The sequence below is a fragment of the Xanthomonas sp. 3498 genome (assembly GCF_014199795.1).
Classification (GTDB): Bacteria; Pseudomonadota; Gammaproteobacteria; order Xanthomonadales; family Xanthomonadaceae; genus Xanthomonas_A; species Xanthomonas_A rydalmerensis.
In genome coordinates, this window is record NZ_JACHOH010000002.1 from 641,688 (window position 1) to 657,338 (window position 15,651).

Sequence of the window (15,651 nt, forward strand, 5' to 3'; positions counted from 1 at the left end):
GGCTTACAGTGTGACGAGGTCGGCGTGGAAGCCGTCAATCTCAACAGGCTTGCCTATTTCGCGGCCGTGGTGGACACGGGCTCGTTCACGCGCGCGGCCGAGCGGTTGGGTATCACCAAGACCGTGGTCAGCCAGCAGGTCGCCAAGCTCGAGGCAGAGTTGAAGACTGCGCTGCTGATGCGAACGACCCGTCGGGTCGAGCCGACCGAAGCCGGGCGGTTGCTGCATGCGCGCAGCGTGAGCGTGCTGCGCCAGGTCGAGGATGCCATCGGCGAGGTCACGCGCTCCAACACCGAGCCGAGCGGTGTGCTGCGGGTGGCCGCACCGAACGATTACGGGACCTCCAGGATTGCGCCGCTGGCTGCCGCCTTCACCCGGCTGCACCCGGCGTGCCAGGTCGAGTTGATCCTGGCCGACTCGCGCATCGATCCCGTCGCCAGCCAGATCGATCTGTCCATCCGGGTGGGCTGGCTCGACGATTCCAGCCTGCATGCACGGCGCATCGGCGGTTTCCGGCAGTGCCTGGTCGCCACCCCGGAACTGGCCAGGACCTTGGCGGTCGCAGGCCCCGACGACCTCGCGCAGGTTCCGTTCGTCGCCAACAGCGCGCTTCGCGAGCCGCTGACCTGGCACTTCGTCAAAGACGATTTCGAGCGGCGCACGGTCCACATGCGCCAGGCCCTGTCGACCAATGCGACGCCGGCCGTGCTCGCGGCGACGCTGGCCGGCGGCGGGGTGTCGGTCTTGCCGGATTTCCTGGTGGCAGACGCCCTGGCAGCCGGAACGCTGGTCGCTGTGCTGCCGGACTGGTCGTTGCCGGCCGGCGGCATCCACGTGGTCTACCCGACGGCGCGCTTTCGCCCATCCAAGGTCACCGCATTTGTCGAGATGCTCGTTGCTGGTGTCGGCAACCGTGCGGCATCACGCTGATCTGGGCGCGTAACCGCGATCGCCAGCGGATCCGGCGAACGCATGCACGATCGGGGTTCGAAGGCTGCGATGCCGTTGTCATGGACCATTGCGGTGCTGCCCCGCGCCGATCACGGGGAGTGATCGGTGCCATCGCAGCAGTTGCAGGGGCGCTGCCATGCGCAATGCCGTAAATGTCCGCCTGCTTGGGGAACCGACGCCTGCCCTCTCGCCTGCGTTCGGAAGGGCGCAGTGAGCGAAAACACTGGGTCACGCCAGGGCCGGCACGGGATCGCGCTCGGAAGACGCATCGCCAGCGCACATCTCCCAGCGCAGCTCGCCGGTGTAGCGCGACGCCATCCGCCCGTGGTCGTCCAGCGCGAGCAGATGCAGCCACCGATTGTCGAACAGCGCGCGAACCTGCGGGTGACGTTCGAGGATGTTGGTAATCGCGTCTGTCGGTGCCTCGATCAGCACCGAAAGCCGTAGCGGTTCGTGGATCAGCCGCTCGCCGTCGTGCACCGACTGCCATGGCAGTCCGCCGCGCAGCAGGCCGCCATTGCTCTCGACCACGCCGATGCCGCCGGTGACGTTGTGCAGCAGCTTGTTGCCCGCGCCGAAGACCTCGGGCGCGACGGTCGAGCCGTAGTACTGCAGGCTGATCCAGCTGGCGACCACGACCGGAGCGGTCAGGATCAGCTCCAGCACGCCGAAGCCCTCGTCGCGGCGCCAGTCGTAGTCGTGGAGGAAGGCGCGTCCTGCCAGGTCGCGCCCGGCGGTGCGCGCGCGCGGCGCGGCGATGAAGGCCTGGCAGCCGGCCAGCGCCCATTCGGGACGCAGCTCGGCCCAGTCGCGGGCGCGATGTGCGATGTCCTGGCTGCGCTGCGCGCGCGGCAGGCGCAGCGCTCGCTCGCCACGCGCCAGTGCGCCGGCGGCGTGCAGCCAACGTGCCGCCTGCTCGACATCGGCGGCATGCGCGGACGAAGGATGGTCGGCGCTGTAGAGCATGACCGCATCGGTCGTGGTGTCGTGCAGTGCGCCCACGAACAACGTGTCTGTGGGAATCGCGATGCCGCGTTCGGTGAGGCCGGCGCGTACCTCGGGATCGTTGAGCAGCGTGGCGAGCAGCCGCGCGTTCACTTCGCCCGAGTAGCCGCCGCAGGCGCCGCAGTGCAGGGCGCTGGCATGGGGGTTGTTGACCACGTTTGCCCCATGGCCGGCGATCACGACGAGTCGGGCGAAGTCGGTGGTGAGCGACATCGCCTTGAGGATGCGCATGGCCATGGTCAGCCGCGTATCGAGGTCGAGCGCGTCGGTCGGGCGCGGCGCGGGGTCGTTCGGCGCTGAGTGCCGCGTCAGTCCCAATCCATCACGCAGCAGCTTGGCGACGTAGATCGGGCCGGTGGCCTCGACGAAGGCGAAGGAAGAAATGGCGGCGAGCTTGAAGCGACCCCAGGCACGCTTCGCACGGGCCGTGATCCGTGCGGCGAGGTCGGATTCGGCCAGCGACGACGTCGCGTCTCCCGAGCAGGTATGCAACCCCGGCGTCAGCAGCACCGGAAGGCGCGCCTCGACCACGTCCGAAGCGAACCGACGATGGCCGATGCCCAGCCCGAAGAATCCGGCGAATCCGAGCGTCTGGATGCCGGAATCGAGGCTTTCCAATGCGCGGCGGAACACTTCCGAGCGCACGTCGATGCAGAAGGCCATCTGCAATTTCATCCGGGCGGGCGCGGCAGGAGTTGAAGCAGGTACTGCTAGCACGCTGTCGAGCCGCCGCTGCGCCGCCCGTTCGGCCGCTTCCTGCAGGATGCTGTCGGCGACATCGTCCGGCGTCGCTGCCACCGGCGTGGCGTAGGCGGCGATGGCGGATCGCCACTGCGGCGCGATCTGCGAACCGAACTTGCCCAACAGCGCCGCTTCCCAACTGATGCGGATGGCGAGCAGGTCGGTGACGCAGGCATCGGTTCCGCCGTTCAACTCCGCTTGCCAGAGCCGATACCGGGCGACCTGGCTCCAGCCGCCCAGCGTGGTCAGCAGGCGGTGGAAGTAACTGTCCAGCGCGTCGGGTGAGAGGCCGAGGCGGGCGACCCCTTCAACGATCGCCTCTTCGGCATTCGCTGGTGCGTCCGCCACCTGCTGCGCGAATCGGGTGAGCCCGGCGATTTCCGGCGTCAGATCATGCGTCGCGACCTGACGCCATGCGCTGTAGGCGCCGCCGGACTGCCCGGCGACCCACAGGGCCTGACCCTGGTCGAAATAGGCGGCGGCCCAGTGCCCGATGCGCTCGCCGACGATGCCCGGCCAGTCGACGGCCGAGGCATCGCGTGCCAATTCGGCGACGGTCGGGATCGCCTGTGGGGCAGGGCGCGCGGCCTGGACGGCCTGTTGGAGCGCGGACAGGCTCGGCGGGCGCAGCGCGGCCGGCGTGTTGTGCCAGGCCGCCTGCAGATCCTCCTCGGCGATCTCGCCGGACTGCAGCCGCTCCGCATACCAGGCGCGCGGCATGGTCAGGGCGATGCCGGCGGCATTGCGCAGGCGCGCTGCCGCGGTCGCCAGCGGTTCGCCGGCCTGGCCGAGGAAGGGATTGACCGCCACGCTCGAGGCCAGCGGCCACAGCGGGGGAATGGCGCGTGCCGCTCGCTCGGCGGCGGCGATGATCGCAGCGTGGGACAGAGGCGGTACGTTGGTCGAGGTCATCAGCATGGGGGTGTCCTGGCGGGTAGAGGTCACGACGTCTTGCGAACAGACCAGCCGCCGAGCAGGCGGTCGAGCGTGGCGTTGGCGTACAGGCCGTTGGAAAGATGCACGCGCAGTCCGGCGGCGGCCGGGTGCGAGGCCCACAGCGGGAACAGCGCCTGCGCCACCGCCACCAAGCCGAAGCTCAGCACCGCCAGCGCCATCAGCGTCCACTCCAGCCGGCCCGGCGCCGGCGTCGCGGGCAGCACGCCGGTGGTCAGCCATTCGGCGACCGTCTGCAGGGCGAAGTAGCCGATTGCCGCGGCGCTGGCGTACAGCGCCGTCCTGCGGGTGAGCGGACGCGGCGCGGCATCGGCCAGGCCCTGGGCCAGCAGATAGGCGACACCGAAGATCAGGATGGCGCCCAATGCCAGCGCCTGCGGCGACTTGTGCTCGAAGCCGAAGGCGAACCCGAAGGCGGCGCCGATCCCGACATAGATCGCCAGGGCGATCAGGAAGGCGCGGCCGACCGCGGCCCCATTGGGTACGGCTACGGGCCCGGGGCGACGGATGGAGGCCACTTGCTCCACGGCTCCGCCGGAGGCCAGGAAGGCATGCGCCTTGTAGAGCGAGTGCGCGACGATGTGCAGCAACGCCAGCGGGAACAGCGCCAGCCCGCACTGGAGGATCATGAAGCCCATCTGCGCGACCGTGGACCATGCCAGCGAGGTCTTGACCGCCGGCTGGGTCAGCATCACCAGCGCACCGAACAAGGCGGTGAACCCGCCCAGCATGGCCAGCACGGCGAGCACGCCAGGGGCTGCGAGCATCAGGTCGGCGAAGCGGATCAGCAGGAAGCCGCCACCGTTGACCACGCCGGCATGCAGCAGCGCCGACACCGGCGTCGGCGCTTCCATCATCTCGGTGAGCCAGCCGTGGGTCGGGAACTGCGCCGATTTCAGCACCGCGGACAGCGCAAGTAGCGCGGCGGCGGCCGTCAGCAGCCAGTCGTGCCGGCCGCCGCGGGCCAGTGCGTTGATCGTGGCGATGTCGGTGGTGCCCAGGCTCTTCCAGACAAGCAGGGCCGCGCAGATCAGGGCGATGGCGCCGATGCTGGAGAACAGGCGCTTCTTGCGCGCAGCGCGCTGTGCCGCCACGCGATCGGGATAGAACAGCAGCAGGCGATTGAGCGCGATGCTGGTCGCGATCCAGGCGACGACGATCTGGACCAGGTTGCCTGCCTGCACCAGCAGCAGTACCGCCGCGAGCGCAACGCACAGCCAGCCGGTGAAATACCCCTGCCGCGCCTCGCCATCGAGATAGGTGCGGGTGTAGCGCACCACGATCCAGCCGACGAAGGCGACCAGCAGCAGCATCGTGGTGCTCACCGCATCCAGCCGTGCCGACAGGCCGAGGCCTCCCCAGCCGATCAGCTCACTGTCGCCGGCGCCACGAACGATCAGCAGCGTCAGCGAGGCGAGCGCGACGAGCAGCGCGCCGAGCGCGGCGCCTTCGGCGAAGGCGGGCAGCAGGCGTGGACGTCGGCCGCTGCGAACGAAGCCGAACATCGCGGCGACGAGCAGCAAGAACGGTGCAGAGAGCGGCAGCAGATAGAGCGACAAGGCAATCCCCTCGGATCGAGCGCAGTGGCGGGCGGCGCCACGATAGCGATCGTCGGGCTGGAACAAAAATTCATTGTTTTTGCGATATCGTTCGTTATTATCGAACGATGGCCGCCCTGAACTACAACCACCTGCGCTACTTCTGGGCTGTGGCCCACGACGGCAATCTCACTCGCACTGCCGAGCGGCTCAACCTCACTCAGTCGGCCTTGTCGGTTCAGATCCGCAAGCTCGAGGAGCGCCTCGGCCATGCGCTGTTCGAACGGCGCGGGCGGCAGCTGCACCTCACTGAAGCCGGACAGATCGTGCTCGACCACGCCGATGCGATCTTCGCGACCGGCGACGAACTGCTGGGCACGCTGCGGCAGACCGGCGCTGCCCGGCAGGCGTTGCGGGTCGGCTCGCTGGCCACGCTGTCGCGCAACTTTCAGTTGGAGTTCCTGCGGCCGCTGCTCGGCCGGCCCGACATCGACCTGATCCTGCGTTCGGGCAGTGCCGGCGAATTGCTGCGGGCACTGGAGGCCCTCAACCTCGACGTGGTGCTGCTCAATCAGGCGCCGCCGGGCGACGCGCTGACCCCGTTCGTGACCCACCGGCTCGCCGAGCGCCCGGTCAGCCTGGTGGGCACGCCGGATCGGTTGGGCCACGCCGCCAGCATCGCCGACCGCCTTCGCCACCACCCCATCATCCTGCCGACGGTGGACAACAGCGTGCGCGCGGGCTTCGACGCCTTGGCCGATCGCCTGGGCGTGCGGCCGCAGATCGTCGCGGAAGTGGAGGACATGGCGATGATGCGACTGCTGGCGCGCGAGGACATCGGCCTGGCCGTGCTCCCGCCGATCGTGGTCAAGGACGAGATCGCCGCGGGCGTGCTGGTGGAAGGCGACCAATTGCTGGACATCGTGGAGACCTTCCACGCCGTGACCATGTCGCGGCGCTTCCCGAATCCGCTGGTGCGGCTGCTGCTGCAGCCGACGGCCGCATTTGGAAGCCTGTAGTGCCACCGTGGCAGCCGTCGGGCACATGCCTTGACCGGCGTGTGCATCGCTTCATGGAGTCTGGCAGCCCGAACGAGAACGGTTTCCACGCCGCCTTTCCCACGTCAGCGACGAGGCGGCCCTGCATGGGTTCGCTCTCGACGTGGAGGCCTGGCGCCGGCGCCACGCCGAGACCCGCTAGCGGCTTCGATCGTCGCGGCGCCGATGGCTGTCTCGCCACGTAGCGCCGATCTCCTTCACTACTGATGACACGATCCCGCGCGCGCTATGCGCGGTGGCCCATGCACGCGCATCAGGCGGGTTGTGCAACCCAGAGGGTCCAGCGGTCTTGCTCGACGATTTCCTCATCCGCGGGCAATCGGCTACGGAGGTCGTCGATCAGGGTCTGCAGCTCTTCATCGCTCAGTTCGTGCAGGATCGAGCGACCCGAGCGCGCCGCCAGGTCCAGGGCCAGCGATTCGACGCCATCGTAGCGTTTGCGTGTTTCCCACAGCGAACGCTCGGCGATGTCGGTGAAGCCGGCAGCTTGCATTGCCGCCGCGACGGTCGCGTGCGTAGGCCGACGACCGGCCTCGACGGCACGAAGCCGCGGAAAGCAGTCGAAGAAGTAGCCGCGCAGGTGCGTGCTTGATCCAGGCAGGTCGACGTCCTCGGGTGTGCGGTCCTGCACGAGCAGGCGTCCTCCGGGCGCCAGGAGGCGGCGAGCCTCGGCAAAGCACGCCACGTAGTCCGGCAGGTGGTGAATCAATGCGCGCTGGAACACCACATCGCAGCTTGCCGTGGGAAGCCCCGTCGCGGCGGCGGAGCCTTGCACGAAGCAGACGTCGTCCACGCCCGTGCCTCGCTCGCGGCTTGCAGCCACCATCTCCGCGGAAAAATCCACGCCCGTTACGTGGGCGGCACCCAGCGCATGCCAGGCCAGCGAGTAAAGGCCGCCCCCGCAGCCAACGTCGGCAATCCGCTTGCCCACGGGTTCGACAAGGACCTGCATGGCGTCCATCCAGCCTGGATCGACGTCCCTGCCGGAGTAGGTGTATCGGTTCTGGCGTGCGTGGAAATCGATGGGCATCGGCGATGGTCCATAAAAGGGATTCACGAAGGACCGCGATGCTAGGGAGGGATAGTCGGAATGTAAAATATCTGCTTACTACCATGAGCGGATATTTTGAATATCATTAACGCCATGGAATTGCGCCATCTCCGTTATTTCGTCGCCGTGGCAGCTGCGCAGAGCGTCACCAAGGCGGCGGCGCATCTGGGCATTCAGCAGCCGCCACTCAGCCAGCAGATCCGCGATCTGGAGCGCGAACTGGGTGTCGAACTGTTCCAGCGGACGCCGCGCAGCGTGCGCCTCAACGATGCAGGACGCGTGTTCCTGGCGGATGCGCAGGCCATTCTGGCCGCGGCCGATGACGCCGTCGTTCGCGTGCGGCGTGCGGCGCAGGGGCAACTGGGTCGCCTGGTGATGGGCTACACCAGTTCGGCTGCATTGCATCCGCTGGTGCCGCGGATCCTGCGAGCGTTCCGCGAAGGCTATCCGCAGGTCGCGCTGGATGTGCGCGAGCATGCGACCGACGGCTTGTTTCGTGCGGTGCGGGCCGAAGAGATGGACGCGGCGTTCGTACGCGCCCCCGCCGAGCGCTTTGCGCCGCTGCACGCCATCATCCTTGCTGAAGAAGCCGTGGTGGTCGCACTTCCGCGTGGGCACCGGTTGAGTGCGGCAACCGATGCGTTGGCGCTGGAAGAATTGGCGACGGAGGAGTTCGTGCTGTATCGCAGTCCGGACGGGCCAGGCATCCTGGACGTGCTGTCCGCTGCCTGCCACCGGGCCGGTTTCGCGCCGCGGGCTGTGGCCACCGTGCCGCGTCTGCTGTCCGCCGCCGCCATGGTGGCAGCTGGGCAGGGCGTCGCGATCGTGCCGATGGCGCTGCAGTCGCTGCATCGCGAGAGCGTGGTGTACCGGACGCTGGATCCGGCATCCGCGTTCACCATTCCGTTGACCTTGATTTGGCGCGACGCGCCCTCCGGCTCGCCGTTGGCCCATTTCGTGGCGTTGGCGAAGGACGATTGAGCCGGCGCGGCGGGTACCCAGCGCCGCTGTGTGTCTGTAGTCGCTTGCCCGGGGACTGCGTACAGAATGGTGAGCAGCAGGCCGATCTCCTACGCGCCGGCGACGGAACGGTTCAGCGATCGGACTCCCCAAAGGCGAGCGGCCCTGCACGGCCTTGCTGATGGTGTTTGTCGACCGCTTCCGGGCCAGGACCACGTACCTTGATCCAGCCTGAGATGCAGGCGGAATTCCCCGCGTGGGAAAGGATCGATGGAATGGAAACGAAGGCGAAAGGCTTGGCAATCGTGGCGGCAGCGGCGCTGGCGCTGTCCTTTCAGGCGCAGGCGCAGACGTGTTGCCCCTCCGGCGGGCACGGGGTCGTCGGCAAGGGGCTGGGAGAGAGCGTGCCCCAGGCGCTGAATCTCGCCACGGATTCGGCCTGGCGCATCTACGAGTTTTCGCGCGACGGCGTGAATTACCTGCAGATCAACGACGCCAACGGCGTGGTCCGCGCTGCGGTCGGCCGCATCGGCAAGACGCTGTGGGTGCTGCCGATGGGCAGCGACGTGACGCGCGTCACGGTGACGGCAGCGCCAGTGGTGCCGGGCCGTGTGGTCTATCGGACCGCGGATGTGGTGGTGCGGCTGCGCGCGGATGGGCGCGGCGATGCGTGGGAGGTCACGTCGGTAGAGTGAAGGCTGGCGGCAGCGCTTTCCGACACCAGGAAGCTGAAACTCAACGCATGGCGGCGCCGGCAGGTGCCGCCATGCGCTTGCAGGCGGACCGCCAGTTCCCGGTCCGGCGCCTCCGGGCGACGCCGCATTGCGCTCAGCATGGCGGCGTCGGCGGTGATGCGGATGGCGATGCCCTGCCGCCCCCTGGCTCGCCAGACCCGCGCCTGCAGCAGGTGGGTGTGGGCGACGGGCAGGGTCTCGATGGCGTCGAGGATGCAGCGATAGGCCACCAGTTGCAGGCCCAGCGACAGGCGCCGCGGATCGCCATGCAGGCGGCAGCGGAACTCGGTCGCGCACAGGTTGGCGAAGGTCGGCGAGTGCAGGGTGGGGTACAGGCCATGCGTCTCGATGCCGAGCGGGTAGAGCGCGGTGACGTACTCGTCCAGCAGTTGTGCCTGGATCACGCCGGTGCGGGTCATCTGCATGGCGGCGGCGTAGTGTCCGCGCGCGCGCAGATCCTCCACCACGTCGCGGCGCAGCTTGTTGATCTGTGTGCTGAGATCGGTGTAGTCGACCACCCGCCGGCGCAGCGTGCGTTCGGCGGACAGGTAACCGGCCTGCGCGAAGGCCAGCGCCTGCTCGCGCAGGCGTCCGTCGTCGCGCATGTGCCGATAGGCCGCGGAGATGCGCGACCCGAACGCGAACATTACCGTGGCCGTGGCGGCGAGCAGGATCTGCACCACGAACGCGTCGGCGTCGTGGATCCCGGGTGCCACGACCTTGGGCATGGACAGCGCCACCGCAACGTTCGCCAGGACCACGCCGAGCGCCGCGCCCCGCCAACCATGGCGCAGCGTCAGCACGATCGCCGGGACCACCAGCAACACCATCAGCAACTGCCGCAGCAGGGCATCGTCCACGCCGGCGATCGACGCCGACAGTACGACGACCACGGCGATCGACGCCAACCCTTCGCGCAACAGCGAGGCATGCATCTGCGTGGGTTCGTCGCGGCGCAACCACAGCAACGCCGGCAGCACGAACATCAAGGTGCCCAGGTAATCGCCGAGCCAGTAGCGCAGCAGGACATCGAGCGGTGCTGGCCCCGCCGGGCCGCCCAAGGCGGTGTTGATGGCGATGTTGCAGAGCGTGCTCCACAGCGCGGTCGCCAGCGCCAGTGGCAGCAGGCAGTGATCGTTGCGCGCCAGATCCGGTACTCGCTGACGCACCAGGACCGGCAACAGCGACACGGCCGGCATCAGCAGGAACGGACTCAGGTAAGCCCAGGCGGCACTCGCGCCCCAGGCCTCGCTCATGGGAATGCGCAGCGTCAGCAGCGCGGCGGCATCGCCGGCCAGCAACCACGGCCAGCGTCGCGCAGGTAGGAACAGCAGGCTGGCGACGCGCACGCCTGCCGGCAGATACCACTGATCCACGGAGCAGCGCCACGCCAGCAGGAAGGCGATGCAGTAGGTCGCGCTCAGTAGAACGCCTTTGGCGAAATCTCTTGCCGCGGCCATCCCCGCCATCCCTGGTATGTCGCCGCTACTGTATAAGCCGGATCGGCGTCGAGGGTAGACAGTTGCTGGCGTAGGCGACAGTGTGAGACGCGTCGCACCTCATCGGTGCCGCAGGCGAGCGCGTGGTCTTTCTTTCTTTCGCCTCGGATTTGCGAGCCTGCACCGGCGGCACCGCCGCTTGCAGCATTCCAGATGTTTCGTCGGTATGGTCTGCTTGCCGCTGGTGCGTGCGGTAGCACGTCTTTGACCGGTTCGGTGCCAAGCCATGCGAGCGAAGCCGGCTTCGATGTGCGGCCATGTACTACTCGACGGATGACAGCGATGCGGCGCGGACGTCCGCCCATCGCCTTTGCCTACACAGAAAAATCACTTTGCCGAACGTAGCGTGGTTCGTGGCGAAGAAGTGCAAGGGAGGCGGCGTGCTCGACGCGCGTGCACGTCGCGGCATGCGGTGGTCGCGACCTCCGGCTGGGTTGCACTTGGTCACCACGCACCCTGAGCACACGACGCGTTGACCACAGTGCAGGCAGCACAGAAAGGACGACCATGACGCCCCATCGGCGGACCGATCACGTGAATGGCGATGAATTGCCGCGTATTTCCACCGGTAGCGCGGGCCTGGACGACATCCTCGGCGGCGGCGTCGACGCCAACCGCCTGTATCTCTACGAAGGACGTCCGGGCACCGGCAAGACCACCATCGCCCTGCAGTTCCTGCTGGAGGGCGTACGGCAGGGCGAGCGCGTGCTGTACATCACGCTCTCGGAGACCCAGCGCGAACTGCATCTGGTCGCCACGCGCCACGGCTGGAGCATGGAGCAGGTCGACGTGTTCGAGCTGGTGCCGCCGGAAACCGCACTGGACCCGGAGCGCGAACTCACCGTGTTCCATCCGGCGGAGATGGAACTCACCGAGACCACCAAGCTGATCTTCCAGAAGGTCGAACAGCTCAATCCCAGCCGCGTGGTGCTGGACAGCCTGTCGGAACTGCGCCTGCTGGCGCAAAGTCCACTGCGCTATCGTCGCCAGGTGCTGGCGCTGAAGCATTTCTTCGCCAGCCGCCAATGCACGGTGATCCTGCTCGACGACCTGTCCTCGCAGGAAAACGACCTCCAGCTGCATTCCATTACCCACGGCGTGGTGCTGCTGGAACAGTTGGCGATCGACTACGGCGCCGAACGCCGGCGCCTGCGCGTGGTGAAGATGCGCGGCATCCAGTTCCGCGGCGGCTACCACGATTTCAGCATCCAACGCGGCGGCCTGGAAATCTATCCGCGGCTGGTCGCGGCCGACTACAAGCATCACCACATCGACGCATTCACCTCCAGCGGCAATGCCGAACTGGACCGGCTGCTCGGTGGCGGGCTGGAACGCGGCACCAATGCCTTGCTGCTCGGCGCTGCCGGCGTGGGCAAGTCCTCGCTGGCGCTGACCTATGCCATCGCCGCTGCCGAACGCGGCGAACACAGTGTGTTCTTCGCCTTCGACGAAGGCCGCGGCACGGTCGAGGCGCGTGCTCGCACCCTGGGACTGCCGCTGGAGAAGCACTTGGCGAGCGGGCTGATCCGCTTCCAGCAGATCGACCCGGCCGAGATGTCGCCCGGACAGTTTGCTGCCAGCGTGCGCAGCAGCGTCGAGGTCGACGGCGCCCGGGTGATCGTCATCGACAGCCTCAACGGCTATCTCAATGCGATGCCGGACGAGCGCTTCCTGATCCTGCAGATGCACGAACTGCTCAGCTATCTGGGCCAGCACGGCGTGCTGACTATCCTGGTGCTGGCGCAGCATGGCTTGGTCGGCCCGATGGAGACCCCGCTGGACCTGAGCTATCTCAGCGATTCGGTGCTGATGCTGCGGTATTTCGAAGTGGGCGGCACCGTGCGCCGCGCGTTGTCGGTCGTCAAGAAGCGCAGCGGCAACCACGAGAACACCATTCGCGAGTTCCGGCTCAGCAGCAAGGGCATCGACGTGGGGCCGCCGCTCAAGGAATTCAGCGGCATCTTTTCCGGCACGCCGCGCTATGGCGGGGGAGACCTGCCGCTGCTGGACCCGCTTGCATGAGCAGCAGCGACGCACCCGAAAAACGCGTACTGGTGTACACGCCGATCGGGCGCGACGGCCCGGCGTCGGTGGAACTGCTGCGTCGCGGCGGGGTGGTGGCGTGCCACTGTTTAGACCTGGGCATGCTGGTGCGCGAGCTGCACGTCGGCGCGGCGGCGGTGTTCCTGGCCGAGGAGGGACTGTTCGGCGCGGACACCTCGGCGCTGTTCGCCTGGGCCGACGCGCAGCCGGCCTGGTCGGACCTGCCGTTCGTGGTGCTGACCAGCCACCAGGAGCAGCCGTTCGTGGTTGCATGGCGGCGCAAGCTGGTGGGTGCGCTGCGCAACGTGGCGCTGCTCGAACGCCCGGTGCAAACGATCACCTTCACCAGCACCATCAAGGCCGCATTGCGCGCACGGGCGCGGCAATACGAGGTGCGCACGCTGCTGCAGGCGCAGGCGTCGGCCGCGGCGCAGCTGGAGGCGCAGGTGGTGGCGCGCACGCGCGAGCTGGAGGAGGCCAATCGGCTGTTGCGCCGGCAGATGGACGAACGCGCGCGGGTCGAGGAGACCCTGCGCCAGGCGCAGAAGATCGAGGCGCTGGGCCAGTTGACCGGCGGCGTCGCGCACGATTTCAACAACCTGCTGATGGTGATCTCCGGTGGCCTGGCGATGCTCGACAGTCAGAGCGATCCGGCGATCCGCAAACGCTTGATGGACGGCATGCAGAAGGCCGCACAGCGCGGCGCCGGGCTGACCCGGCAACTGCTGGCGTTCTCGCGCCGGCAGGAACTCAAGCCCGAGCCGATCGACCTGTCGCGGCAGATCGGCGGCATGCGCGAGTTGCTGGACCGCAGTCTGCGTGGCGACGTGCACGTGGATTTCGATCTGGCCGACGACCTGTGGCCGGTCGAAGTGGACCCAGGTGAACTGGAACTGGTGGTGCTGAACCTGGCCGTGAACGCGCGCGATGCAATGCCCAACGGCGGCACCATCGTGGTACGGGCGCGCAACCTGCCTGGCGCCGTCGCCACCGACCCGGATTTCATCCGCCTGTCGATCATCGACGACGGCAGCGGCATGGCGCCAGAGGTGAAGGCGCGGGTGTTCGAGCCGTTCTACACCACCAAGGACATCGGCAAGGGCTCCGGCCTGGGCCTGGCCCAGGTGCATGGTTTCGTGCAGCAGTCGGGCGGTTCCATCCACATCGACAGCGAGCCGGGGCGCGGCACGGCGATCCATCTGCTGTTGCCGCGCTCGCACCGTGCGCCAGTGCAAGAAGATCGGCACCTGGTGGACCTTCAGGTCGTTCGAGATGAGCCCGGCCAGGCCGGCTGCGTGCTGCTCGTGGAGGACGACGACGAAGTCGCCGCGCTGGTCGGGGAGATGTTGCGCCAACTTGGCTACGAGGTCGTCCGCGCGGCCAGTGCGGGCGCGGCGCTGGGTGCGCTGGCCAACGGCCGCGTGGTGGACATCGTGTTCTCCGACATCATGATGCCCGGCGGCATGAACGGCCTGGAGCTGGTGCAGGAAATCCGCATGCGGCGTGGCGCGCTGCCGGTCCTGCTCACCAGCGGCTATGCCGAAGCGGCGAAGTCCGCGGCAGAGGCGCAAGGGGTGCAGATCCTGTCCAAACCCTACCGGCTGGACGAACTGGCCAACGCGCTGCAGCAAGTGCGGGCCAATGCCGGCATGGCCGGCAGATCGGACACCGCTTCGCTGTGCTAGTGATCGACGCCGGGACCTGAAAGACCAGGGCCCGGAAGCGCACCGCAACCGCGCCGTCAGTGCAGCAGCGTGTCGATGAGCAGCTTCAGGTTCAGTACCACGATCAGCGCGGCGATCCCCCAGGCCAGCCAGGCCAGCCCGCGGCGCACCACCAGCGGACCCATCCGAGGCTTGTCGGTGACGAAGCGCACCAGCGGGATGACCGCGAACGGCAACTGCATCGACAGCACCACCTGGCTCAGCACCAGCAGCTTGGCGGTGCCCTGTTCGCCGTACAGCGAGGTCACCGCCACCACCGGCACGATCGCCAGGCCGCGGGTCAGCAGGCGCCGCGCCCATGGCGGCAGGCGCAGGTGCAGGAAGCCTTCCATCACGATCTGCCCGGCCAGGGTGGCGGTGACGGTGGAATTGATGCCGGAGGCCAGCAGCGCCACCGCGAACAGGGTCGAGGCCAGGCCGACGCCGAGCATCGGCGCCAGCAGTTCGTGGGCCTGTTCGATTTCCTGCACGTCGGTGCGGCCGTGCGCATGGAATACCGCGGCGGCCAGGATCAGGATCGCGGCGTTGACGAACAGCGCCAGGCTCAGCGCGATGGTGCTGTCGGCCAGTGCCCAGCGTAGCGCCGAGCGGCGGCCCTGATCGGTGCGCTCGTAGGCGCGGGTCTGCACGATCGAGGAATGCAGGTACAGGTTGTGCGGCATCACCGTCGCGCCGATGATGCCGATCGCCAGGTACAGCGCGGCCGGGTCGGTGACCACCTGCGTGCGCGGGATGAAGCCGGCCAGCACCTCGCGCAGCGGCGGCGCGGCCAGCACGATCTGCACCAGGAAGCAGGCGAAGATCACCATCAGCAGGGCGATCACGAACGCTTCCAGCGCGCGGAAGCCGCGGCGCATCAGGAACAGCACCAGCAGCGCGTCGATCGAGGTGATGATCGCGCCGGCGGTGAGCGGGATGCCGAACAGCAGCTTCAACGCGATCGCGGTGCCGATCACCTCGGCCAGGTCGCAGGCGACGATGGCCGCCTCGCAGGCCAGCCACAGCAGGAAGTTCACCGGCTTGGAATAGTGCGCGCGGCAGGCCTGGGCCAGATCCAGGCCGGTGGCGATGCCCAGGCGCGCGGCCAGCCCCTGCAACACGATCGCCATCAGGTTGGAGAGCAGGATCACCGACAGCAGCAGATAGCCGAAGTGCGAGCCGCCGGCGATGTCGGTCGCCCAGTTGCCCGGATCCATGTAGCCGACCGAGACCATGTAGCCGGGCCCTAGGAAGGCCAGGAAGCGGCGCCAGCCAAGGCCGTTGCGTGGCACGGCGACGCTGGCATGCATGGCGCCCAGGCTGGGGCGCGCCTCGCCACGGCTGGCGTGCTCGGCGGCGGAACTCGGCAGGGGCAGGGGGGCGGCCATGGCGACGACGGGGTGGGGCGGGATGC

General features: G+C 68.1%; 11 protein-coding genes. 6 read left to right on the forward strand and 5 right to left on the reverse strand.

Annotated features, from left to right (window positions below; all coding sequences use genetic code 11):
• The first annotated feature begins 24 nt into the window (after nt 1–24).
• Nucleotides 25–930, forward strand: coding sequence for a LysR family transcriptional regulator (locus GGR66_RS07890; protein ID WP_160970752.1), 906 nt, complete (start codon nt 25–27; stop codon nt 928–930).
• A 249-nt stretch (nt 931–1,179) separates the two neighbouring features.
• Here the strand turns inward: GGR66_RS07890 and GGR66_RS07895 are convergent, their stop codons facing one another.
• On the reverse strand, nt 1,180–3,615 hold the full coding sequence (locus tag GGR66_RS07895; protein ID WP_184447876.1) for a DUF2309 domain-containing protein: 2,436 nt from the start codon (nt 3,613–3,615) through the stop codon (nt 1,180–1,182).
• 23 nt (nt 3,616–3,638) lie between these two features.
• Nucleotides 3,639–5,210, reverse strand: a complete 1,572-nt coding sequence (locus GGR66_RS07900) for a proton-conducting transporter membrane subunit (protein WP_184447877.1) — start codon at nt 5,208–5,210, stop codon at nt 3,639–3,641.
• A 107-nt stretch (nt 5,211–5,317) separates the two neighbouring features.
• Here GGR66_RS07900 and GGR66_RS07905 point away from each other — a divergent pair, with 107 nt between their 5' ends.
• A complete protein-coding gene (locus GGR66_RS07905) occupies nt 5,318–6,208 on the forward strand; it encodes a LysR family transcriptional regulator (RefSeq protein ID WP_184447878.1) in 891 nt (296 codons plus the stop codon).
• 292 nt (nt 6,209–6,500) lie between these two features.
• Here the strand turns inward: GGR66_RS07905 and GGR66_RS07910 are convergent, their stop codons facing one another.
• Nucleotides 6,501–7,277, reverse strand: a complete 777-nt coding sequence (locus GGR66_RS07910) for a class I SAM-dependent methyltransferase (protein ID WP_184447879.1) — start codon at nt 7,275–7,277, stop codon at nt 6,501–6,503.
• Between the two features lie 114 nt (nt 7,278–7,391).
• On the opposite strand from GGR66_RS07910, the gene GGR66_RS07915 reads away from it, so the two are divergent.
• A complete protein-coding gene (locus tag GGR66_RS07915; RefSeq protein WP_184447880.1) occupies nt 7,392–8,279 on the forward strand; it encodes a LysR family transcriptional regulator in 888 nt (295 codons plus the stop codon).
• A gap of 254 nt (nt 8,280–8,533) precedes the next feature.
• A complete protein-coding gene (locus tag GGR66_RS07920) occupies nt 8,534–8,953 on the forward strand; it encodes a hypothetical protein (protein WP_184448107.1) in 420 nt (139 codons plus the stop codon).
• Here the strand turns inward: GGR66_RS07920 and GGR66_RS07925 are convergent.
• Nucleotides 8,875–10,452, reverse strand: a complete 1,578-nt coding sequence (locus GGR66_RS07925) for an MASE1 domain-containing protein (protein WP_255421618.1) — start codon at nt 10,450–10,452, stop codon at nt 8,875–8,877. The genes GGR66_RS07920 and GGR66_RS07925 overlap by 79 nt on opposite strands.
• Before the next feature lie 546 nt (nt 10,453–10,998).
• Here GGR66_RS07925 and GGR66_RS07930 point away from each other — a divergent pair.
• Nucleotides 10,999–12,513, forward strand: coding sequence for an ATPase domain-containing protein (locus GGR66_RS07930; protein WP_160970764.1), 1,515 nt, complete (start codon nt 10,999–11,001; stop codon nt 12,511–12,513).
• Nucleotides 12,510–14,219, forward strand: a complete 1,710-nt coding sequence (locus tag GGR66_RS07935; protein ID WP_160970766.1) for an ATP-binding protein — start codon at nt 12,510–12,512, stop codon at nt 14,217–14,219. Before GGR66_RS07930 ends, GGR66_RS07935 begins: the two co-directional genes overlap by 4 nt.
• Before the next feature lie 56 nt (nt 14,220–14,275).
• Here the strand turns inward: GGR66_RS07935 and GGR66_RS07940 are convergent, their stop codons facing one another.
• Complete coding sequence (locus GGR66_RS07940; protein ID WP_255421648.1) at nt 14,276–15,547, reverse strand: Nramp family divalent metal transporter; 1,272 nt, start codon at nt 15,545–15,547, stop codon at nt 14,276–14,278.
• Nucleotides 15,548–15,651 lie beyond the last annotated feature (104 nt).